Consider the following 16,948-nt stretch of genomic DNA (forward strand, 5'->3'; position numbering starts at 1 on the left):
TGTTCCCGGCCGCCCATGCTCCGTCCCGAGGACATGTTTGTTGATATAATGATTAACCTGTGAATCAGGATAAAGCACCAGCCTATCGCCCCACCTCTTACCGGATTGGATCAGGCGCAGGTCTCCATTCTTTTTGCTTTCAGAAATGATCCCTATGAGGTCGTCCGCCTGGACACCGGCGCCGGTAAGCCTTGTTCCTGAACCGGCATAGATCTCGTCGAGTGCCGCGATCTTTTCAATTTCCGTCGGACAGTTCTTCCGGATAGCTTCGACGGCAACCTCTCTGCACTCTTTTTTAAGGGCCAGTTCCGGGAATTCGGTGAACTGCCGGGCAAGTTTTCCAATATACTTCCCACCGTCACCGCCACCGGGGACCAGCCCGATGAGGCAGACAAGCGCCATCTGCTTGTCTCCCTGGGAGATGTACACCCCGGCGTCCCGGATGTCGCCGAAGACGAGGATGCCGCTCAGAACCGAACCAAACATATAGTAGACGTTGTCGTGGTTCTCCTCGGCGTAAGCGCCGTAGACGGCTCCCAGCACAAGTTCTCGTCCGGCACCAAAAACGCCGTACTCGTGGGTACCGGCATCGAGCGGTTCACCCTCCTTCCCGTCGACCCACCCATCGCCGTCGGAATCGGGGTTGAACGGATCGGTTCCGATCTCAAATTCGTAATCGTCGGTCAGACCATCGCCGTCGGTGTCCCGCGAGAGCGGGTCGGTACCGTACACGTAACATTCGAGGTAATCGGAGATCCCGTCCCCGTCCCCGTCGACGCTGTTCGGATCGCTCCTGATGATGAAGAAGATCTTCCCGTCCGCAGTGACGATCATCTCGCCCGCCTCTTCGCCGTCGGAGATACCGTCACCGTCGGTATCGGGGTTGTTCGGATCGGTGGTATGTACGTTCCCAAGACAATCCCACCAGCCGAATTTCTCGAGCCAGTCGGGGATGCCGTCACCATCGGAATCGTAATCCGAGTAGACCATCAGGGTGTAGGTCACATCGCCGTAGACGTAGTAGGGGTTGGAGTAACGGTCCCACATCGTGATCGGGCCGCCCTCGTGCTTAAGCAGCAGGGTCTGATAGGCGACCATCGGCAGGTGACTGACCGGGGTCTGGTACCCGGAATGACTGACGACCATGCCGCCGGTGGAGCCGTAGCCGTCGCCGTAGTTCTCCCATGCGGGTATCGCACCGGTGCGCCAGAGGCTGGGGACTATATACACGTTGTTGTTGTAGAGACCGACACATTGGATCACGTAGTAGCCCGCCGGGAACGACGCCCCGTCGTCGAACGACTGGTAGCCTGGGTCCTGGAGCTCGGCAGTGGTGAGGTGGACCACCCATTCCTGGCCCACCAGATCCAGCGTCGAGATGATATCATCAAGATCCATGTGGACGAGGGTGCCATCCCAGAGGACCAGCTCGTCAGCCTGGGGGTAGAAGAACAGCCCCTCCCAGATATCGGCGTCGAAGACCGCAACGGTGGCGGGGACGGAGAGGGTCGCCGAGACGGTATGGGCAACCGGATCGACGGTCGTCGCCACCGGCTCGTAGGTGCCGATCGCCGGGTTGAAGATCATGACCGAGATGTTGGTCGAGGCGTTCGCCAGCGCAGGGTCGTACGGCAGGGTCACCAGCGCCGGAGCCACGGTCTCGTTCAACTGTGGATCGGCGAACTGCAGATCGGTGACGGGGCCGACGCGCGCAGGCGTGCCGGTGTAGAGCGGCGAATCGAAGTTGTAGATCATGAGCGAGCGGGCCAGATCGCCGGCCCCGGTCACGGCGACCGTCACGCCGAGCGCGGGGTCTTCTGCGATCGAGGTGTAGACCTCTAAGCCGTCGAGGATGCCGTCCCCGTTGGTATCGGGATTGTTCGGATCGGTCCCGAGGCGGAGCTCGGAGTCGTCCAGTAACCCGTCGTCGTCGGAATCCGCAAGAAGCGGGTTGGTACCGGCCGTGATCTCGACGCTGTCGGAAAGCCCGTCGTTGTCGTTGTCGGTGAAGAGCGGATCGGTCCCGTAGAGCTGTTCCTGCAGGTTGGTGAGGCCGTCGCCGTCGAGATCTTCATCCGGGTCGGGGATACCGTTATCGTCGGTGTCGATCAGGGTGGGATCGGTCAGTAATCCGAGATAGAGGAGTTCAAAGGCGTCGGTGAGACCATCGCCATCGGTATCGGGGTTGAACGGATCGCAGCCGATCCGGTACTTCACGAAGACCGGGAGGTAGCCGTCGAGGAACTCACGGCCGTCGATGGTCCCGTCTCCGGCCAGGTCGTCGGGATACTGCGAGCAGCCGGAGTCGGGGTCGAGCGGATCGAACCCGATCGCCAGTTCAAAGGCGGCGGGCAGCAGGTCGCCGTCGAGAAGGATGGTCTCTGCGTGCGAGAGGCCGCTGGTGTCGGTGGCCGTAACGACGATGGTGTTTGCATCGGAGAGGTACACCGTCGTCGAAAAGGTGCCGTTCTGTACCGGAATAATCGAGACCGCGCCGTTGTGGTTCAATGTGACGTTTGCGATAGCGGGATCGTTGACGAGACCCGCCACCGTGATCTCCTCGTTGGAGACAGTGTCGTCGAGCGGCGATGTGATCGTGAGGAGGTTCAGAGCCGGGTGCACCGCGAAGTTAACCTCAAAGGATTCGTTGATACCATTCCCTCCCGCTACCGTGACGGTGGCGGTGTACGTTCCCTCGTCGAGGCCGTGGTTCGGCGTGACGGCGAAGGTGGCGTTACCGCCCACGCCGATGCTGCTGATCGTGGGTGCGGAAACCGTGAAATTGGCGTTGGAGAGCGTCACGTTCAGCAACCCGGTCGGCTGAACGCCGATGTTGTTCACGGTGACGGTACGGTTCGCAACAGAGGTGTAGCCAACCGTCTGGCTGGTAAAGGCGTAGATGCCGCTCTCGCTGACAGTGATACCGTAGGTCGGTGCGGCGGTCACCGTGAAGCGGACATCAAATGATTTGCCGATACCGTTACCACCCAATACCATGACGGTGGCGATGTAGGTTCCCTCACTAAGGCCGGCGACCGGCGTGACGGTGAAGGAAGTGTTTTCACCCATGCCGATGCTGCTGATCGTGGGTACGGAAACCGTGAAATTGGCGTTGGAGAGCGTCACGTTCAGCAGGCCGGTCGGCTGATTGCCGGTGTTGCTCACGGTGACGGCATGAGACGTAATGGAGCCGTATCCAGCCGTCTGGTTGGTGAAGGCATAGGTACCGGTCTCGCTGAGATCGATGCCGTAGATCGGTGCGGCGGTCACCGTGAAGCAGACGTCAAATGATTTGCTGATGCCGTTACCGCCCGATACCATGACGGTGGCGGTGTGGGTTCCCTCATTGAGGCCGACGATCGGTGTGATGGTGAAGGTGGCGTTTTCACCCACGGTGATGTTGTCGATCGAAGTTGGGGAAACCGTGAAATTGGCGTTGGAGAGCGATACGTTCAGCAACCCGGTCGGCTGATTGCCGGTGTTGTTCACGAGGATAGTAAGATCCTCGACAGGGTCGTAGCCAACCGTCTGCGTGGGGAAGGCGTGGGTGCCGCTCACGCTGAGATGGATGCTGTAGGCGGTGACCGGCTCAGGCTCGGTGACGGTGATGTAATCGGTCTTGACCTCACTGTCCGATCCTTCTATATTGGCGACCGTCAGGTTCACGGTGTAGGCACCTTGCGCTGTGTAGGTGTGGTTCGGGTTCTGCTCGACGGAGTCGACGACACCATCGTTGTCGAAGTCCCATGCCCACGACGTGACCATGCCCGTGGAAGTATCGGTGAACGGGACGTTGAGCGGTGCTTCTCCGCTGGTGACGTTGGCCGTGAAGTTTGCAACCGGCGGTTCGGTGCCTCCGAACGACTCGGTTACGGTGATGTAATCGGTCTTGACTTCACTGTCCGATCCTTCTATATTGGCGACTGTCAGGTTCACGGTGTAGTTGCCTGCCGTAGTGTAGGAGTGGATCGGGTTCTGCTCGACGGAATCGACGACGCCGTCGTTGTCGAAGTCCCACGACCAGGAGGCCGAGTTGCCGGTTGAGGTGTCGGTGAACTGAACGGCAAGAGGGGCGTCACCGATCGTAGGGGAGGCGGTGAAGTTGGCGAAGAGTCCCTCGATCGGCGGGTCGCCGCCAGACACATACTCGATCCTGACGTATCCTGGCGCACCGGCACCGCCGTAGAGGCCGGGGGCAGGATCTCCAGATTGCCATCCGTCCGGTAACCACGAGCTGGCCCACGCCATGGCGTTGAGCGTTCCCATTCGACCGCCGCCACCAGCTCCGTAGCCAAGACCGCCAAACCCATAAAACTGCGATAGATCGGAAGGATCGCCTATCCCCCAGAGGATATCCTCTTTTGGGAGCCCCCCGCGTTCCGCGATCTGGACATCCCCGAACCCGGCTTCCCCGGGTTGGCCCAATATCGAGGGCATCCACTCAGTGTTCCATGAATTGCTCCAATCGTTAAAGAGCTGAGGTTGACCTCCAGCAGCGGATATCGACCCGAACGATGATGACCCTCCGGCGCCCCCTTCCGTCGCGTAGATCCAGGCCCCATAATCTCCATAACCCCCATAATCGACATCGTCAACGATAGACCCGAACCCGGGAGTACCTCCGGCACCAACCGTAATGGAGTATTGGTTACCCGGGACCACGGGGATCGTGGTTACTATGATCTGACCTGCAAGTCCGCCGGGCCCGCCGTACCCGTCCAGACTTGGGTCCCAGGGACTTGATCCGCCACCGCCACTACCCCCACCGACCACAGTAACGCTCACGTTCGTTACGCCTACCGGGACGGTCCAGGTATGATTACCCGGGGTGGTAAACTCGACGGTGGTTACGTATTCGGTCGTTGCGTTTGCACCCACGACAGGGAAAAGTGCTGACGTAACCAGCAGTACTGCCATGAGGAGAGAGGAGAATTTTTCAATCCGGGATGTGCTCATATGCTGCCTCCATCGCGAACCGGAGGCAAAAAGCGTCGAAAGCTATCCTTAAGTAGGGGGCTACCAACGTACTTCTGCCTTCGGGTATTGTGGGGTTCCCGCTACTATGGATGGTTGAGGGGAGCCCCACACTTGTTCTCTGCTCGCCCCATGGTGGGACGCTCAGGGTTGCTCATACATTGTCAACAACTATTGGGTTACAACAAATTTAGTTGTGCAACGAATTGAAATAAATAACTTACGAAATAGATGTCACCGGAAAAACTCTCTCCCGCCGAACGGAAGACTGTACTCTGCGCGATCTATGTCTTGTGGGCCGTTTTGGGACGGAAAGAGGTCCTCCGGGCTAAAATAGCAGGAAACTCTGGGCCTGGGATCGAGTCGGATGTCGGACGGCAGGTTGCGCGAAGGCAGAAGAGACTCAGATTTTCAGTGTAAGCAGGTCCCGCAGTTTAGCTTCCGGCCAGTGGTCGTTCGGAAATACCTCCGAGTACTCGCCATCCTTCTCGAAAATTGGCGACGGTTTAGTAGTGGGTTCAGTAGTGGAATTGTCGTATACCCGAATTTTGTCACAGACATCAATCACCTGAGGAAGCAACGCCAGCGCACGGTGATAGCGTTCCCGGATCTTGCCCTCCGGCACGTCATGCCCGCCAGCGGCGACGCGTCCTCGAACCCGTGCGACGTTGATGTTCTCGTCACAGGTCAGGACGTAGATGCACTGCACCTCGTAGCCGCACTCTTTTGCCTTCTGCAACAGCAGTAGATTCCGATCGGTGGATAAAACCGTTTCAAACGAAAAATCTTCGCGACGATCCAGCAATTCGTTTCTCAGCGCATCCGCCAACTGCGCCGCTTCAAGGTCGGTCAGATCCCTCTCACGTTTCAGGTAGTCGGCGTTAACGTAGGTTTCGGTAGGCGAGTATGTTCAGATCAGTGCTACTGCTTTTGGAACTGTATTTATTAGAATGGGGTTATTTCCAGTGGAACTCTCTATAGCCCTCCAGCCACGAGGGAACCCCCCTTTAAGACCCCTCCAGCAGACCATTAACCATACCAAAGTATGGCCATAAGAGAAAAAGAGAAAGGAGAAAAAAATGGTGAAAGAACGAAAATCCACTCAAAACCGCATCACAAGGCACATTACCCTGAGTCCTGAGACTGACGAATTTCTGAGAAACAGAGTCACAAATGCGTCTAGATTTATCTAAGGGATGATAGAAAGCGCTTAAAATGGTATTCTAGCCACAATAGTGACCTTTTCACCAATTCAACCCAAAAACAATGGGCTCGTTGAGATTCGAACTCAGGACCTCCGCCATGTCAAGGCGACGTCATAACCGCCGGGACCACAGGGCCACGGTCTCAGAACCCTCCGGAAACCTCTTTCCTCTGGAAGTACCATACTATCCCTGTGAATCTCGCCGGGAACCTCTCCCCTCCTGCCCGCATCGCGATCATCGGGGCCGCGATCGTCATCGTGCTCGCGGGAGTCCGGGCAGCAACACCGATCTTCGGCCCGCTCCTCGTCGCCGTCTTCTTCGCCATGATCACCGCGCCCGTCATGGTCTGGCTGACCCGTCGGGGATTACCCCCGGTCCTCGCCGCCGGGACGGTGGTCGCGGGGCTCATCGGGCTATTCGTCGGAGTGATCATCTTTCTCGGCGCAGCCCTCGCCGGGTTTATCCGCTCCCTGCCGCAGTACCGGGAGAGCCTCGAAGCACAGGCGGCCGTACTCGCCGACTACGGCATCGACTTCGCCGGCATCAGGATATGGGACTACGTCGACCAGGGGTTCCTGATCCAGCAGGCGGCCGGGATTGCCCGGCAGATCGGGGGCACCGCCGTCGACGCCTTCCTCATCTTCGTCGGGATCGGGTTCCTCCTCATCGAGGCGCCCCGGCTTGCGGCGGCCCTCGCGCGGTACCTGGGGCCGGATAGTTCCCCCTACCGGCACCTCTCGCAGTCGGGCCGGCTTCTCATCAATTACGTGGTGGTCAGAACGAAGGTGAACCTGGTCACCGGCGTCGGGACCGGGCTCTTTCTCACCCTCCTCGGGGTCGACTTCGCGGTGCTCTGGGGCTTTATCGCCTTCGTCCTGAGTTACGTCCCTTACATCGGCCTCGTTGCAGCCGCCATCCCGCCCACCCTCCTCGCTCTCATTGAATTCGGGCCGGCGGGGGCCGTGGCCGTCATCGTCGCCGTCGCCCTCATCGACGCCGCCGCCGAAAACCTCGTCCTCCCTCGCATGGCCGGGCGGGAACTCAACCTCTCGCCGTTCGTCGTCCTCTTCTCCGTCGTCTTCTGGGGATTCATCCTCGGGGCGGTCGGGGTCTTCCTCGCCATCCCGCTGACGATCGCGGTGAAACTCTTCCTCGAGAGCTGGGAAGAGACCCGGTGGATCGGCGAACTGATGGGCTCCGGGGACCGGCGGGAGTAACGGCCGGGCAATCGGCCCCGACATTACATCAGCCGTATTTTCGGCGAATACCAATAGCAGAAAGGCATCCGTGAACCTCCGGATCGTCCCTCACCCACGACAGAGAGAGTATGTCCCGGGAGAATTTCGGAAGAATAATCCCCGGTAAACGCGGATATAACAGGATACAGGTTCTCATTTTCCCAGTTCGAGGCTAAAGGGCCCGGGAGTGGCGGAAGATGCGGAAAGTCAGGGTTACGAGGACCGGGCGGGACGGGGCAGTCGAGGTCGGGTTCCTCTTCAAATCGATCGACCAGCTCCTCGACCCGGAAGACCCCTCGCCGCTCCCCGAACGGGAACTCACGGAGTTTGCCGAGGAATACATCGCCAGTTATCTCGACGGCTACAACATCAAGGAGATCGTCGGCATCACCATCGGCCTCCCCCGGGAATCGCTCACCCCGGATATCGCCGCGCTCCTCCCGGAGACGGTCCGGCAGCACTTCTCGTTCCGTATAGCCGACCTCGACGACGACAGAAGGGTCTCCCTCCGGGAGGGCAGGATCAGTCTCGTCCTCGCCGCATTCAACGCAGGCGTTGCCATCCTCTTCGTCGTTGTCTTCGCCGGGTATCTCGACGGTCCCGTCGCCATCCTGCTCACCGGGATGATCACCATCTTAAACTGGGTGACGGCCTGGGACACCTACGAGTACTTCATCTACAACTACCGGCGCGAGATACGAAAACATCGGATCTACCAGAAACTCGCGGGTATCGATATCCAGGTCGAAGGGTGGTGACGCCGGCGGCGTAAGACGTTTACGAGACGGCGCCCCATAACCTTTGTATGAAGAGACCCGCCGGACTCTACCTCGCCTGCCTCTTCCAGGCCCTCATCGCGGCAAACGTCCTTATCGCTCTCTCGCTTCGGGACTACTCGCAGGTCTTCGGCGGCGTCATCGCGTTCGGCCTGACGCTGGTCCCCTCCGCCATCACCCGCCGGTGGAGCATCACGCTCCCCTGGGAAGTCAGCCTCCTTATCGCCCTCTCGCTCTACCTCCACATCGCCGGCGGAGTTCTCGGATACTACGATATCTACTACCCCTACTACGACAAGATCGCCCACCTCGTCTCCGGGATAACCGTCTCGGTGCTCGCCTTCGTCGCCGTCCTGCTGCTCGACCGGTTCAGCCGGCTGAACCTCTCCCGGTGGATGATCGTCGGGTTCATCATCATGGCCGCGATGGCGATGGAGGGGTTCTGGGAGATCTACGAATGGGTCTTCGACACCTTCCTCGGGACAAATCTCCAGCACGGCCTCGACGACACCATGCTCGACATGATCTTCGTCCTCGTCGGGTCGATCGGCGTTGCGCTCGCCGGGAACCGCTACCTCTCGGAGTTCTCGAAGGAAGAGATCGCCGGAAAGATGGTGGCCCCCGGTGGGCCCGGGCCGGGGTGACGGCCGGAACCTTTTTCCGACTCGCCCCGAAGAGGGGGCGCCATGCTTGAGGAGATGGAGACAGGTGCGGGAAACGTCGTCGGGTTCCGGTTCGACGGCGAAATGACGGCCAGAGACTACAACGGGACGCTCATCCCGGCGCTGAAAGAAGCGGGAGCGCACCCGACTCTCCGGATGCTCTTTTACATCGTGAACTTCCACGGCTGGAGGCCGCACGGGCACTGGGAGACCCTCCAGGACCGGCCGGAGATGGAGAGGGTCGACCGGATCGCGCTCGTCGGCGAAGAGAGATCGGAAGAATGGCTGAACCGCCTGCCGGGGCTCTTTGTGGACCTCACCGGGACCGATGTACGGCACTTCCCCGCCGACCACCTGGATGCCGCGCTCGACTGGGTACGGGAGCCGACAGAGTAAAAAGAGGCCCAAAATGAAGCCGGGTAACCCAATAGGTGCCGGAGAGGCTATCTCTCCAACGGACAGGCAACCCTTTTTCACCCCGGACGACCAACCGCTGATCAGACAACGACCCATGCACTATTATAAAGATATCATATTCCAGAAACCCCTCCCGAAGGAGATCCGCCGTCTCGGGCTGCTCCCGGCGGACCTTCACTTCCACACCCGGCACTCCGATTCGGCGACCCGCGTACGGGACGCACTGAAACTCGCGGCCCGGCAGGGGATCGGGCTCGCGATAACCGACCACAACCAGGCAAGCGGCGTCGTTGAAGCCAGGGGCCAGAAGATCAACGTCCCCCTTGTCCCGGGGATCGAGGTCAGCGCCAACGACGGCCCGCACATCCTCCTCTACTTCTACTCGGTCTCCGACCTTCTGGACTTCTACCGGCGCCACATCGAGAAGAACCGAAGGAACGGCCCGTTCACCGCGATACGCCTCAGCACCCCGGAGATCCTCGAACGCCGGGAAGACTACTCCTGCATCGCCGCCGAGGCGCACCCCTGCGGCTATGCCTTCCTGAACCGGGGGGTCGAGCGGTGCGTCGCCGGTGCATGTATCGGCGAAGAGGTCTTCTCCCGCCTCGACGCCCTCGAGGTCATCTGCGGCGGAATGGCCCGGTCCCATAACCTGAAGGCGGCCGGGCTCGCCGTCGCTCACGGTCTCGGGCGGACGGGCGGAACCGACGGCCACCTCCTCCACGAACTCGGCGGGGTCGTCACCTGCGCCGAGGCCGATACCGTGGAAGAACTTCTGGATGCCGTCCGGATGAAAAACACCGTCGTCATCGGCCGCGAACGGCCGCTTGTCGAGAAGGCGGTGATGGGGACTGCGGTCCTCCCGCACCACCTCCCCTACGCCATTCCCATCCTCCAGGCCCGCTGGGAGCAGAGCCTCCCCCGGATCAGGAAGTTCGTCCGGTCCCGGCTGAACGGGTGAGGAGCCTTACCCGAGCGGCGAAAAGAGCCGGGAGACCGACTCCTTCATCCGGACCAGACGGGACCGCGCCCGGTAGCGTTCCGGCGTGATCTCGGTGGAGACGGCAAGGTCCTCCTCGAAGACCCGCACAAGTTCGGCCCCGACGGCCGCATCGTAGAAGAAGGCGTTCGCCTCGAAGTTCAGCCGAAAACTCCGGATGTCCCAGTTCGCGCTCCCAACCGAACCCGCCTTCCCGTCGACGACAATCGTCTTTGCATGGAGAAACCCGTCGTCGTAGGTGTAGGCCCGCACCCCGGCATCCAGGAGCTCGCCGATGAAGGAGAGGGTCGCCCAGTAGACGAACGGGTGGTCGGGTTTGCAGGGAATCATGATCCGCACATCGACGCCGGAGAGCGCCGCGAGCCGCAGGGCGTCGGTGACGCTCCCATCCGGAATGAAGTAGGGCGTCTGGATGTAGACCGACTCCCGGGCGGAGTTGATCAGTTTGATGTAGCCCTCTTTTATCGGGTTCCACCGGGTATCCGGACCGCCCGAGACAATCTGGACGGGCGTCGTGCCGGGGGCGCCCGGGTCGGGAAAGTAGCGGCCATCGAGGACCAGGTTCTCGCCGGTGGTATAGTTCCAGTCGAGAAAGAACCGGAACTGGAGCATCTGGGCGCCCGATCCGGAGATCCGGATGGCGGTGTCGCGCCAGCGGCCGAGCGGCCCCTTCCCGAGGTAGGTGTCTCCGATATTGAACCCCCCGATGAACCCCATGACCCCGTCGATGACGGCGATCTTTCTGTGGTTGCGGTAGTTGACCCGATAGAAGGAGGGGAAGAAGACCCCGATCTTCCCGCCGGCGTCCGTCAGTTCGGAGAACGCCTTCCGCGACCCGCCCCCGGCCCGGGTCCCCATCGCGTCGAAGAGGAGGCGGACTTCGACGCCCGCTCGTGCCTTTTCGGCAAGGGCGTGGACGACCGCCCGACCGAGTTCATCGTTGTTGACGACGAAGTACTCCAGGTGGATATGATGGCGGGCCTCCCGGATCGCGGCAAAGAGCGCGCCGAACTTATCCTCACCCCGGGTGTAGATATCGACCCGGTTCTTCTCGGTCAGGAACGCCCGGTTGTTCCGGAGGAGGAGAATGATCGTCTCGCGAAACGCCGTCGCCTCGGGGGTGGTAAACCGGTAGCGGGGATCGGCAAACTCCCGATGCTGCTCCTCGAAGACCTCACGCAGAAAGCGGCGATCTTCCCGTTCCTTGACGACGAACATCTTCTGCCGGGCGTAGTTCTGCCCGAAGAGCAGGTAGAGGAAGAACCCGACCGGCGGCAGGAGGAAGAGGACCATCAGCCAGGCCATCGCCGCCGTCGGGTTCCTTCGCTCGAAGAAGACGATGGTGACGGCGAATATAACGTTGAGGATCAGGATAACGGCGATCGAGATTTCCAGTTCCATTCAGCCTGCCTCCCCGATGGAATCGGATATGACATTCTATCTCTCGGCGAAGTATATCCATCTGCCGGGCGGCGATTGTCAGACGAACACGGATACGAACCCGAGCGCGATGAATATGAGAAAGGTGGCGACGCCGATCCACCCGATGGTGATGAAGACGAAGGAGAGACGCCGGTCCCACTGGAGGACCCACCCGATCACGACGCTCGAGTACAGCCCGAAAGGCGGGACCACCGGGAGGATGAGGAGCGTCACCGCACCGTACCTTGCAAGGAGCGGCACTCCTTTCATCTTCTCTTCCGTGCGCTTCAGCAGGTTTCCGACCCGCGCCGACTGGAAGGCGAACGCGTCGCAGACGAAGTAGAGGGCAAGCACGGCGCCGACCTCGACCAGCGTCATGATCGTGAGGATCGCGGCGGGATGAATCCCCATTCCCACGCCGACGAAAGCGGCGTTCGCCTGGAGGATGACGGTGGACGCGATCAGGCCGAGCACCTGCGCCGTCGGGATGCCGAGCGTCAGACCGAAGATCAGGGGAAGGAGCGTGGTGAAGATGAAACCGGTTGCCACTGCTTTTGCGGCATAACGAAACCAGGTGAATACCACGGAGAGGAACATTGCACCCCGCCTTCCCGTGCCGCAGGGAGAGTTAGAGCGTATATATCTATCCTGCCCCTGTCGGACCGGGCATGTTTATATACCAAATCCGATGCTTTGATGCAGTTATGGCAACCACAACATCCGGCATCGGTATAGGCGGATTCGGTACGCCGGTTCCCCTGCCCCGGTGGCTCGTTCTGATCCAGGGCATCGTCGCCCTCGCCCTGGGCATCCTGCTCCTGGCGTACCCCGTCGGAATCCTCCTCGTTCTTACCGTGCTCCTCGGGATCTACTGGATGATCAATGGAATATTCGTCCTGGCAAGCCTCTATTCGGACAGATCGGACCGGGGGTGGAAGACAGTCGTCGGCGTCCTCGGCATTATCGCCGGCATCCTGGTCCTTGCCTATCCGCTCTACAGCACCTATCTTCTTCCGACGTTCCTTGCCATCATCATCGGCGTGGAAGGGCTGATCATCGGAGCCGTCCATCTGGTACGAGGGTTCTCCGGCGCCGGCACGGGAGCGGGAGTTCTCGGCATCGTGAGCATCATCTTCGGGATCATTCTGATCGCAAACCCGTTCATCGCCGCTCTCGCTCTGGTAACGGTCCTTGCGGTCCTCGCCATCATCGGAGGAGCCCTGACAATCATCATTGCACTCCGGAGGCCTGCCTGACGAACCAGTTCCGCAGGGTAAACGGAATCTCCGGCCGGTAGCCGGGGAAGCGAGGGTGCAGATACCCACTGCAGGAAGAGGGCCGTAGCCTTTTTCTCTTCAGGAACCGATAGGGGCTCCCATGCTTGATCGGATGAGGGAAAGTTCAGGACCTGTGGTCGGTTTCAGGTTCGACGGAAAACTGAGCGAGATCGAGTACGAAACCATTCTGGTCCCGGAACTCGAACGAGCGATGAACAACGATCGCCAGAACATCCGGGTCCTCTTAAAGATCGAGAATTTCCGCAGCTGGAGGCCGGGGGAGGGCTGGGAGGCCTTCAGGCAGTGGCCCGGGATAGCGAGGGTCGACCGGATCGCAGTCGTCGGGGGAGAGCGGTGGCGGGAATGGATGAACCGTCTGCCGGGGCTCTTTGTCGGTTTCCCGGGAGTCGACGTCCGCTACTTCCCCGAAAGCCGTCTCCGGGACGCCTGGGGTTGGCTGCGGGAAGGACTTGCGGTCCTTCCGCAGGTTGCCTGAAACGTCTATATACCGCGGGCCCCAACCCATCGGTATGCACTGTCCCGTCTGCGGGCACGACTGCGTCACGGATGCCCGTGCGCTCCTCACGGAACTTCCCGGGCGTTTCGCCCCCTGTCCCGACTGCACGGGGCTTGTCTACGACAAACAGAGCCCTCCGCCCGATATCGATGCGGCGGAACCCTGCCCCTCCTGCGGGAAACGGTTCATCGACGAGGTCTTTGCCGATATCTACCGGGTGATGGTCGGCGAGGGGGACCTCTCCGGGGCCGAACCTCTCGCCGCCGCCGGGACGCCGCTCATCCACCCCGGCCATTCCCTGCAACGGGCCCCCTACCTCCCGTCCCGGTCGCTCGTCCTCCTCTCCCGGTCGGTCGGGGACCGGGCGGCCGCCCGCCTTGTCGCCGAGGTCCCGGAAGTCCGGGGAGTCGTCCGGACGGGTGCCGGGACGCCGGGGATCAGCGATACCGACGCTGCACCCATGATGTACACCCTGCTTGCGGGCTGCGACGTCCGGGCCGACGTCTTCTCCACCCGGAGAGGACCGGTCGTCGTCTACAAACAGCAGTCGGCCCTGCACGTCGAGTTCCCCCGGGGCCGGAACGAAAAGATCCTCGCCCTCGAGCGGGAGATCGGGCGATGCCGACCCCGGACTTTCGTCGACGCCTGCTCGGGCGCCGGCACCCTCGGGATCGCCGCCGCCCGGGCGGGCGTCCCCCACGTAATCTGCAACGACGCCTGGTACGCCGCCGCCTGCTGGACCGCCTGCAACCTTCAGGTGAACCGGGAGTCACTCGGCATCGAGGAAGTGACGATACACCGGTCCTATGACGACCTCCGGAGCCGCCCGGTTGCGCAGGACCCGCTCCTGGTCGCCACCGCCGCCGGGAGAGAAGAGGTCCACGTTTATCAGGGGGACCTCCGGCTGCTCCCGGCCGTCCTCCCGCCCGAGATCGACCTTTCCGCCCTCGACCTCTTCGAGAAGGCGGACACCGGGAAGGTCGGCCGGATCACCCGGGCCTGGCAGGCCCGGGTGGGCGGAGTTATTTTTATCCCGTAGACCATAGTACATATGGGGACTAGCCCGGGTGGCTCGGCGTCACCTGTTACCCGAAACCGTCGTTGTGCGGGGGGCGAAGTCCGGAGAAGGCCGCAGCGGCTTGCAGAATCCGTTGCATTCCGACAAAGAAGCCTCGTCCCATGAGGTCGGCGGAAAGGTATCAATGCCCCGGAGGGGGCGGCGACCTTTTGCCGCGGGTACCGGTTCAGGCCCGGAAGGGAGCAGACTCACCGTGGACGTTCGGCGCCCATGGGGTTGCGGGGTGGAGGAGGAATGCAGCGGTGAATGCCTGCGCGCACGGTCGACCGAGGACGCGTCCCCAACGGCGATCTCCATGGCAAAAGTAACGATTCTTGGGGCTACAGGGAACGTCGGTACGTTTGCAGCCCACACCATATCCGAGATCCCGTACGTCAGCGATATGCTGCTCGTCGGGAGACCCGGCCGTGAGCATTATCTTGCAGGCTGCTGCCGCGACCTATCCGATTCGTTTGCTGCGCGAGGCACCGATGTCCGGCTCTCCTACAGCACCGATCTTCTCGACGCGGAAGGCTCGGACGTCATCATCTGCACGGCAGGCGTGCCCCGCCGGGCCGATCAGAACAGGAACGACCTGGCCTTTGAGAATGCACAGATCACCGCAAAGACCGCCGAGACCATCGGCCAATGCGCGCCCGATACGCTTCTCTTTGTCGTCACGAACCCCGTCGACGTCATGACCGCCGTCGCCCTGAAGTATTCGGGGCTCAAGCCGCGGCAGGTCTTTGGCCTCGGGACGCACCTCGACTCGATGCGCTTAAAGTCTTTGATTGCCCGCTACTTCCGGGTCCACGTCAGCGAGGTGCATACCCGCATCATCGGCGAACACGGGGACAGCATGGTCCCGCTCTGGTCGGCGACGACGATCGGCGGCATCCGGATCAGCAACCTGCCAACCTTCTCTGGCCTGCCAGCGCAGGAGATGATCGACACGGTCAAAACGAGCGGCGAGGCGATCATCAGGGATAAGGGCGCTACCGTCTACGGACCGGGTGAAGCGATTGCAACCCTCGTGCGGACGATCCTCGGGAACGAAAACCGGATCCTCACCGTCTCAAGGTACATCAAACGCGAGATCCACGGGATCGGCGACGTCTGCATCGGCGTGCCCGCCCGCATCAACCGCGACGGCGTCTTCCCGATTCCACTCAGTCTGGAAGAGGACGAGATCGCGGGGTTCGCGGAATCGGTCGAGAAGATCCGAAAGATCACCGCCGAAGTGATGGAGCGGCTCGAAGAAGCCCGCTAAGTCGGGAAAAGTAGGTAACCGAGATCCACTTTATATGAGAGTGGACTCGACAATTTCGGCGCTTTCGACACCCTCAAGGTTCCGGAGCGCGGTTTCGATCTCATCAGGAGCCCCGGCCCTGTCGGGGACGACGACGGCGGCTTTCAGCGCCACGAGACCAAAGCCAATCGGCTCTTCTCTGATATCGTCGACCGGGACGGCCGCCCTGATCGCCGCTTTGAGTGCTTCACGGTCGACATCGGGAGACTCGGGCATTATCTTCACGATGATGGCTACGTTTCCCATCGGTCACGGCCCCTGGAACCCGCACTTGGGACATGTATAGGGTATGCTCTGCTCCCTGCACCGGTAGCACCTGTTGATCTCGTGCGCGCACACCGGGCACGAGAACCAGGTAGAGCCTGCCTCAGCCAGAGGGGCGTTGCAGGAGGTACATCGATCTCTCGCTGTCATCGTTAATTTCCTCGAACGTTATCCTATCATATCGCCTCCGGAGCAGTTAAAATCTCGGATCGACGAGAGTCCCGATGACCTCCTCATCCCGGAGGGCGCCGCGGACCCGGTCGTCGTGCCTGCCGTTCACGATCCGGGCCCGGAGACCGTGCTCGAAGACGAACCCGATGAACGTGGGGTCGACCTCCTCGGGAACGAAGGAGGGGTCGGTGACCCGCGAAAGGAGCCGGCGGTGGTGATGGACGCCGTCGACCGATTTGAGGAGAAGAAGGTCGGCCGAGAGTTCGTTCGCGACCCAGGCGGCAATGGTGTCGGAAGTGACGTTCCAGGAATGAGGAAGGGGGTCGGCCCGCCGGAGGGCGCAGTAGGGGAGGAGGACCGTCACCTCGGACGGGCGGACGAGAACGGGGGCCGCCGGGACGCCGTGCGAGGCGATATACCACGCAAACTGCTCCATGCCGGAAATCGCCATCCAGTGGGCGGCGGTATCGGAGACAGCGAGGCGCCGGACGAGCTCGGCGAACTTCCCGCCGCCGGGCACGATCAGCACCGGACGGCCGACCTCCCGGAAGATCTCGAGCAGGGGGGCGACCCGGTCGAAGAGGCTGCCGCCCACCTTGACGACCAGCGGGGGTTCAAGCGGTGTCATATCGTTCTGGTATTATACCGGGGGATACATA

The 16,948-nt window shown here is 61.3% G+C and carries 16 protein-coding genes and 1 other RNA gene; 10 read left to right on the forward strand and 7 right to left on the reverse strand.

Annotation, left to right across the window (positions count from 1 at the left end; translation table 11 throughout):
- A partial coding sequence (locus tag BRA42_RS00005; protein ID WP_342772059.1) for a PKD domain-containing protein occupies positions 1 to 4,956 on the reverse strand: 4,956 nt, incomplete at its 3' end.
- Positions 4,957 to 5,377: 421 nt separating this feature from the next.
- The gene (locus BRA42_RS00010; RefSeq protein ID WP_292409563.1) at positions 5,378 to 5,845 is read right to left on the reverse strand and encodes a zeta toxin family protein; all 468 of its coding nucleotides are present in this window, start codon (positions 5,843 to 5,845) and stop codon (positions 5,378 to 5,380) included.
- A 525-nt stretch (positions 5,846 to 6,370) separates the two neighbouring features.
- Between BRA42_RS00010 and BRA42_RS00015 the strand changes: the two genes are divergently transcribed.
- From BRA42_RS00015 to BRA42_RS00035, 5 genes are all read left to right on the forward strand, one after another.
- A complete protein-coding gene (locus tag BRA42_RS00015) occupies positions 6,371 to 7,396 on the forward strand; it encodes an AI-2E family transporter (RefSeq protein WP_342770668.1) in 1,026 nt (341 codons plus the stop codon).
- A gap of 218 nt (positions 7,397 to 7,614) precedes the next feature.
- On the forward strand, positions 7,615 to 8,175 hold the full coding sequence (locus BRA42_RS00020; RefSeq protein WP_342771202.1) for a hypothetical protein: 561 nt from the start codon (positions 7,615 to 7,617) through the stop codon (positions 8,173 to 8,175).
- 47 nt (positions 8,176 to 8,222) lie between these two features.
- Complete coding sequence (locus tag BRA42_RS00025) at positions 8,223 to 8,837, forward strand: hypothetical protein (RefSeq protein WP_292409438.1); 615 nt, start codon at positions 8,223 to 8,225, stop codon at positions 8,835 to 8,837.
- Positions 8,838 to 8,879: 42 nt separating this feature from the next.
- Positions 8,880 to 9,251 (forward strand): STAS/SEC14 domain-containing protein, encoded by a 372-nt coding sequence (locus BRA42_RS00030; RefSeq protein ID WP_292409440.1) that lies wholly within the window; start codon positions 8,880 to 8,882, stop codon positions 9,249 to 9,251.
- A gap of 115 nt (positions 9,252 to 9,366) precedes the next feature.
- Positions 9,367 to 10,233, forward strand: a complete 867-nt coding sequence (locus BRA42_RS00035; RefSeq protein ID WP_292409442.1) for a PHP domain-containing protein — start codon at positions 9,367 to 9,369, stop codon at positions 10,231 to 10,233.
- Between the two features lie 6 nt (positions 10,234 to 10,239).
- Here the strand turns inward: BRA42_RS00035 and cls are convergent, their stop codons facing one another.
- On the reverse strand, positions 10,240 to 11,673 hold the full coding sequence (cls, locus tag BRA42_RS00040) for a cardiolipin synthase (protein ID WP_292409444.1): 1,434 nt from the start codon (positions 11,671 to 11,673) through the stop codon (positions 10,240 to 10,242).
- 78 nt (positions 11,674 to 11,751) lie between these two features.
- The gene (locus tag BRA42_RS00045) at positions 11,752 to 12,291 is read right to left on the reverse strand and encodes a hypothetical protein (RefSeq protein ID WP_292409446.1); all 540 of its coding nucleotides are present in this window, start codon (positions 12,289 to 12,291) and stop codon (positions 11,752 to 11,754) included.
- Positions 12,292 to 12,398: 107 nt separating this feature from the next.
- On the opposite strand from BRA42_RS00045, the gene BRA42_RS00050 reads away from it, so the two are divergent.
- The 5 genes from BRA42_RS00050 (at position 12,399) to BRA42_RS00070 (ending at position 15,815) form a co-directional block, all read left to right on the forward strand.
- Positions 12,399 to 12,950 carry an HdeD family acid-resistance protein gene (locus BRA42_RS00050; protein ID WP_342770670.1) on the forward strand — a complete coding sequence of 184 codons (552 nt, stop codon included), beginning with the start codon at positions 12,399 to 12,401 and terminating at the stop codon, positions 12,948 to 12,950.
- 121 nt (positions 12,951 to 13,071) lie between these two features.
- The gene (locus BRA42_RS00055) at positions 13,072 to 13,467 is read left to right on the forward strand and encodes an STAS/SEC14 domain-containing protein (protein ID WP_342770671.1); all 396 of its coding nucleotides are present in this window, start codon (positions 13,072 to 13,074) and stop codon (positions 13,465 to 13,467) included.
- A gap of 34 nt (positions 13,468 to 13,501) precedes the next feature.
- Positions 13,502 to 14,527 (forward strand): hypothetical protein, encoded by a 1,026-nt coding sequence (locus BRA42_RS00060; RefSeq protein ID WP_342770672.1) that lies wholly within the window; start codon positions 13,502 to 13,504, stop codon positions 14,525 to 14,527.
- A gap of 12 nt (positions 14,528 to 14,539) precedes the next feature.
- Positions 14,540 to 14,850: signal recognition particle sRNA (gene ffs, locus BRA42_RS00065), an RNA gene on the forward strand.
- Positions 14,851 to 14,861: 11 nt separating this feature from the next.
- Positions 14,862 to 15,815 carry a malate dehydrogenase gene (locus BRA42_RS00070; protein ID WP_292409454.1) on the forward strand — a complete coding sequence of 318 codons (954 nt, stop codon included), beginning with the start codon at positions 14,862 to 14,864 and terminating at the stop codon, positions 15,813 to 15,815.
- Between the two features lie 30 nt (positions 15,816 to 15,845).
- Here BRA42_RS00070 and BRA42_RS00075 read toward each other — a convergent pair whose 3' ends face one another.
- Genes BRA42_RS00075 through BRA42_RS00085 form a run of 3 tightly spaced genes read right to left on the reverse strand, consistent with a single transcriptional unit; the run spans position 15,846 to position 16,917 of the window.
- A complete protein-coding gene (locus BRA42_RS00075) occupies positions 15,846 to 16,100 on the reverse strand; it encodes an elongation factor 1-beta (RefSeq protein ID WP_292409456.1) in 255 nt (84 codons plus the stop codon).
- A gap of 3 nt (positions 16,101 to 16,103) precedes the next feature.
- Entirely contained in the window at positions 16,104 to 16,268 is a 165-nt protein-coding gene (locus BRA42_RS00080) for a zinc finger domain-containing protein (protein WP_292409458.1), read from the reverse strand.
- Between the two features lie 46 nt (positions 16,269 to 16,314).
- Positions 16,315 to 16,917 (reverse strand): uridylate kinase, encoded by a 603-nt coding sequence (locus BRA42_RS00085; RefSeq protein WP_292409460.1) that lies wholly within the window; start codon positions 16,915 to 16,917, stop codon positions 16,315 to 16,317.
- Between the last annotated feature and the right edge of the window lie 31 nt (positions 16,918 to 16,948).

The sequence above is a fragment of the Methanoculleus sp. UBA374 genome (assembly GCA_002508705.1).
Lineage (GTDB): Archaea > Halobacteriota > Methanomicrobia > Methanomicrobiales > Methanoculleaceae > Methanoculleus > Methanoculleus palmolei.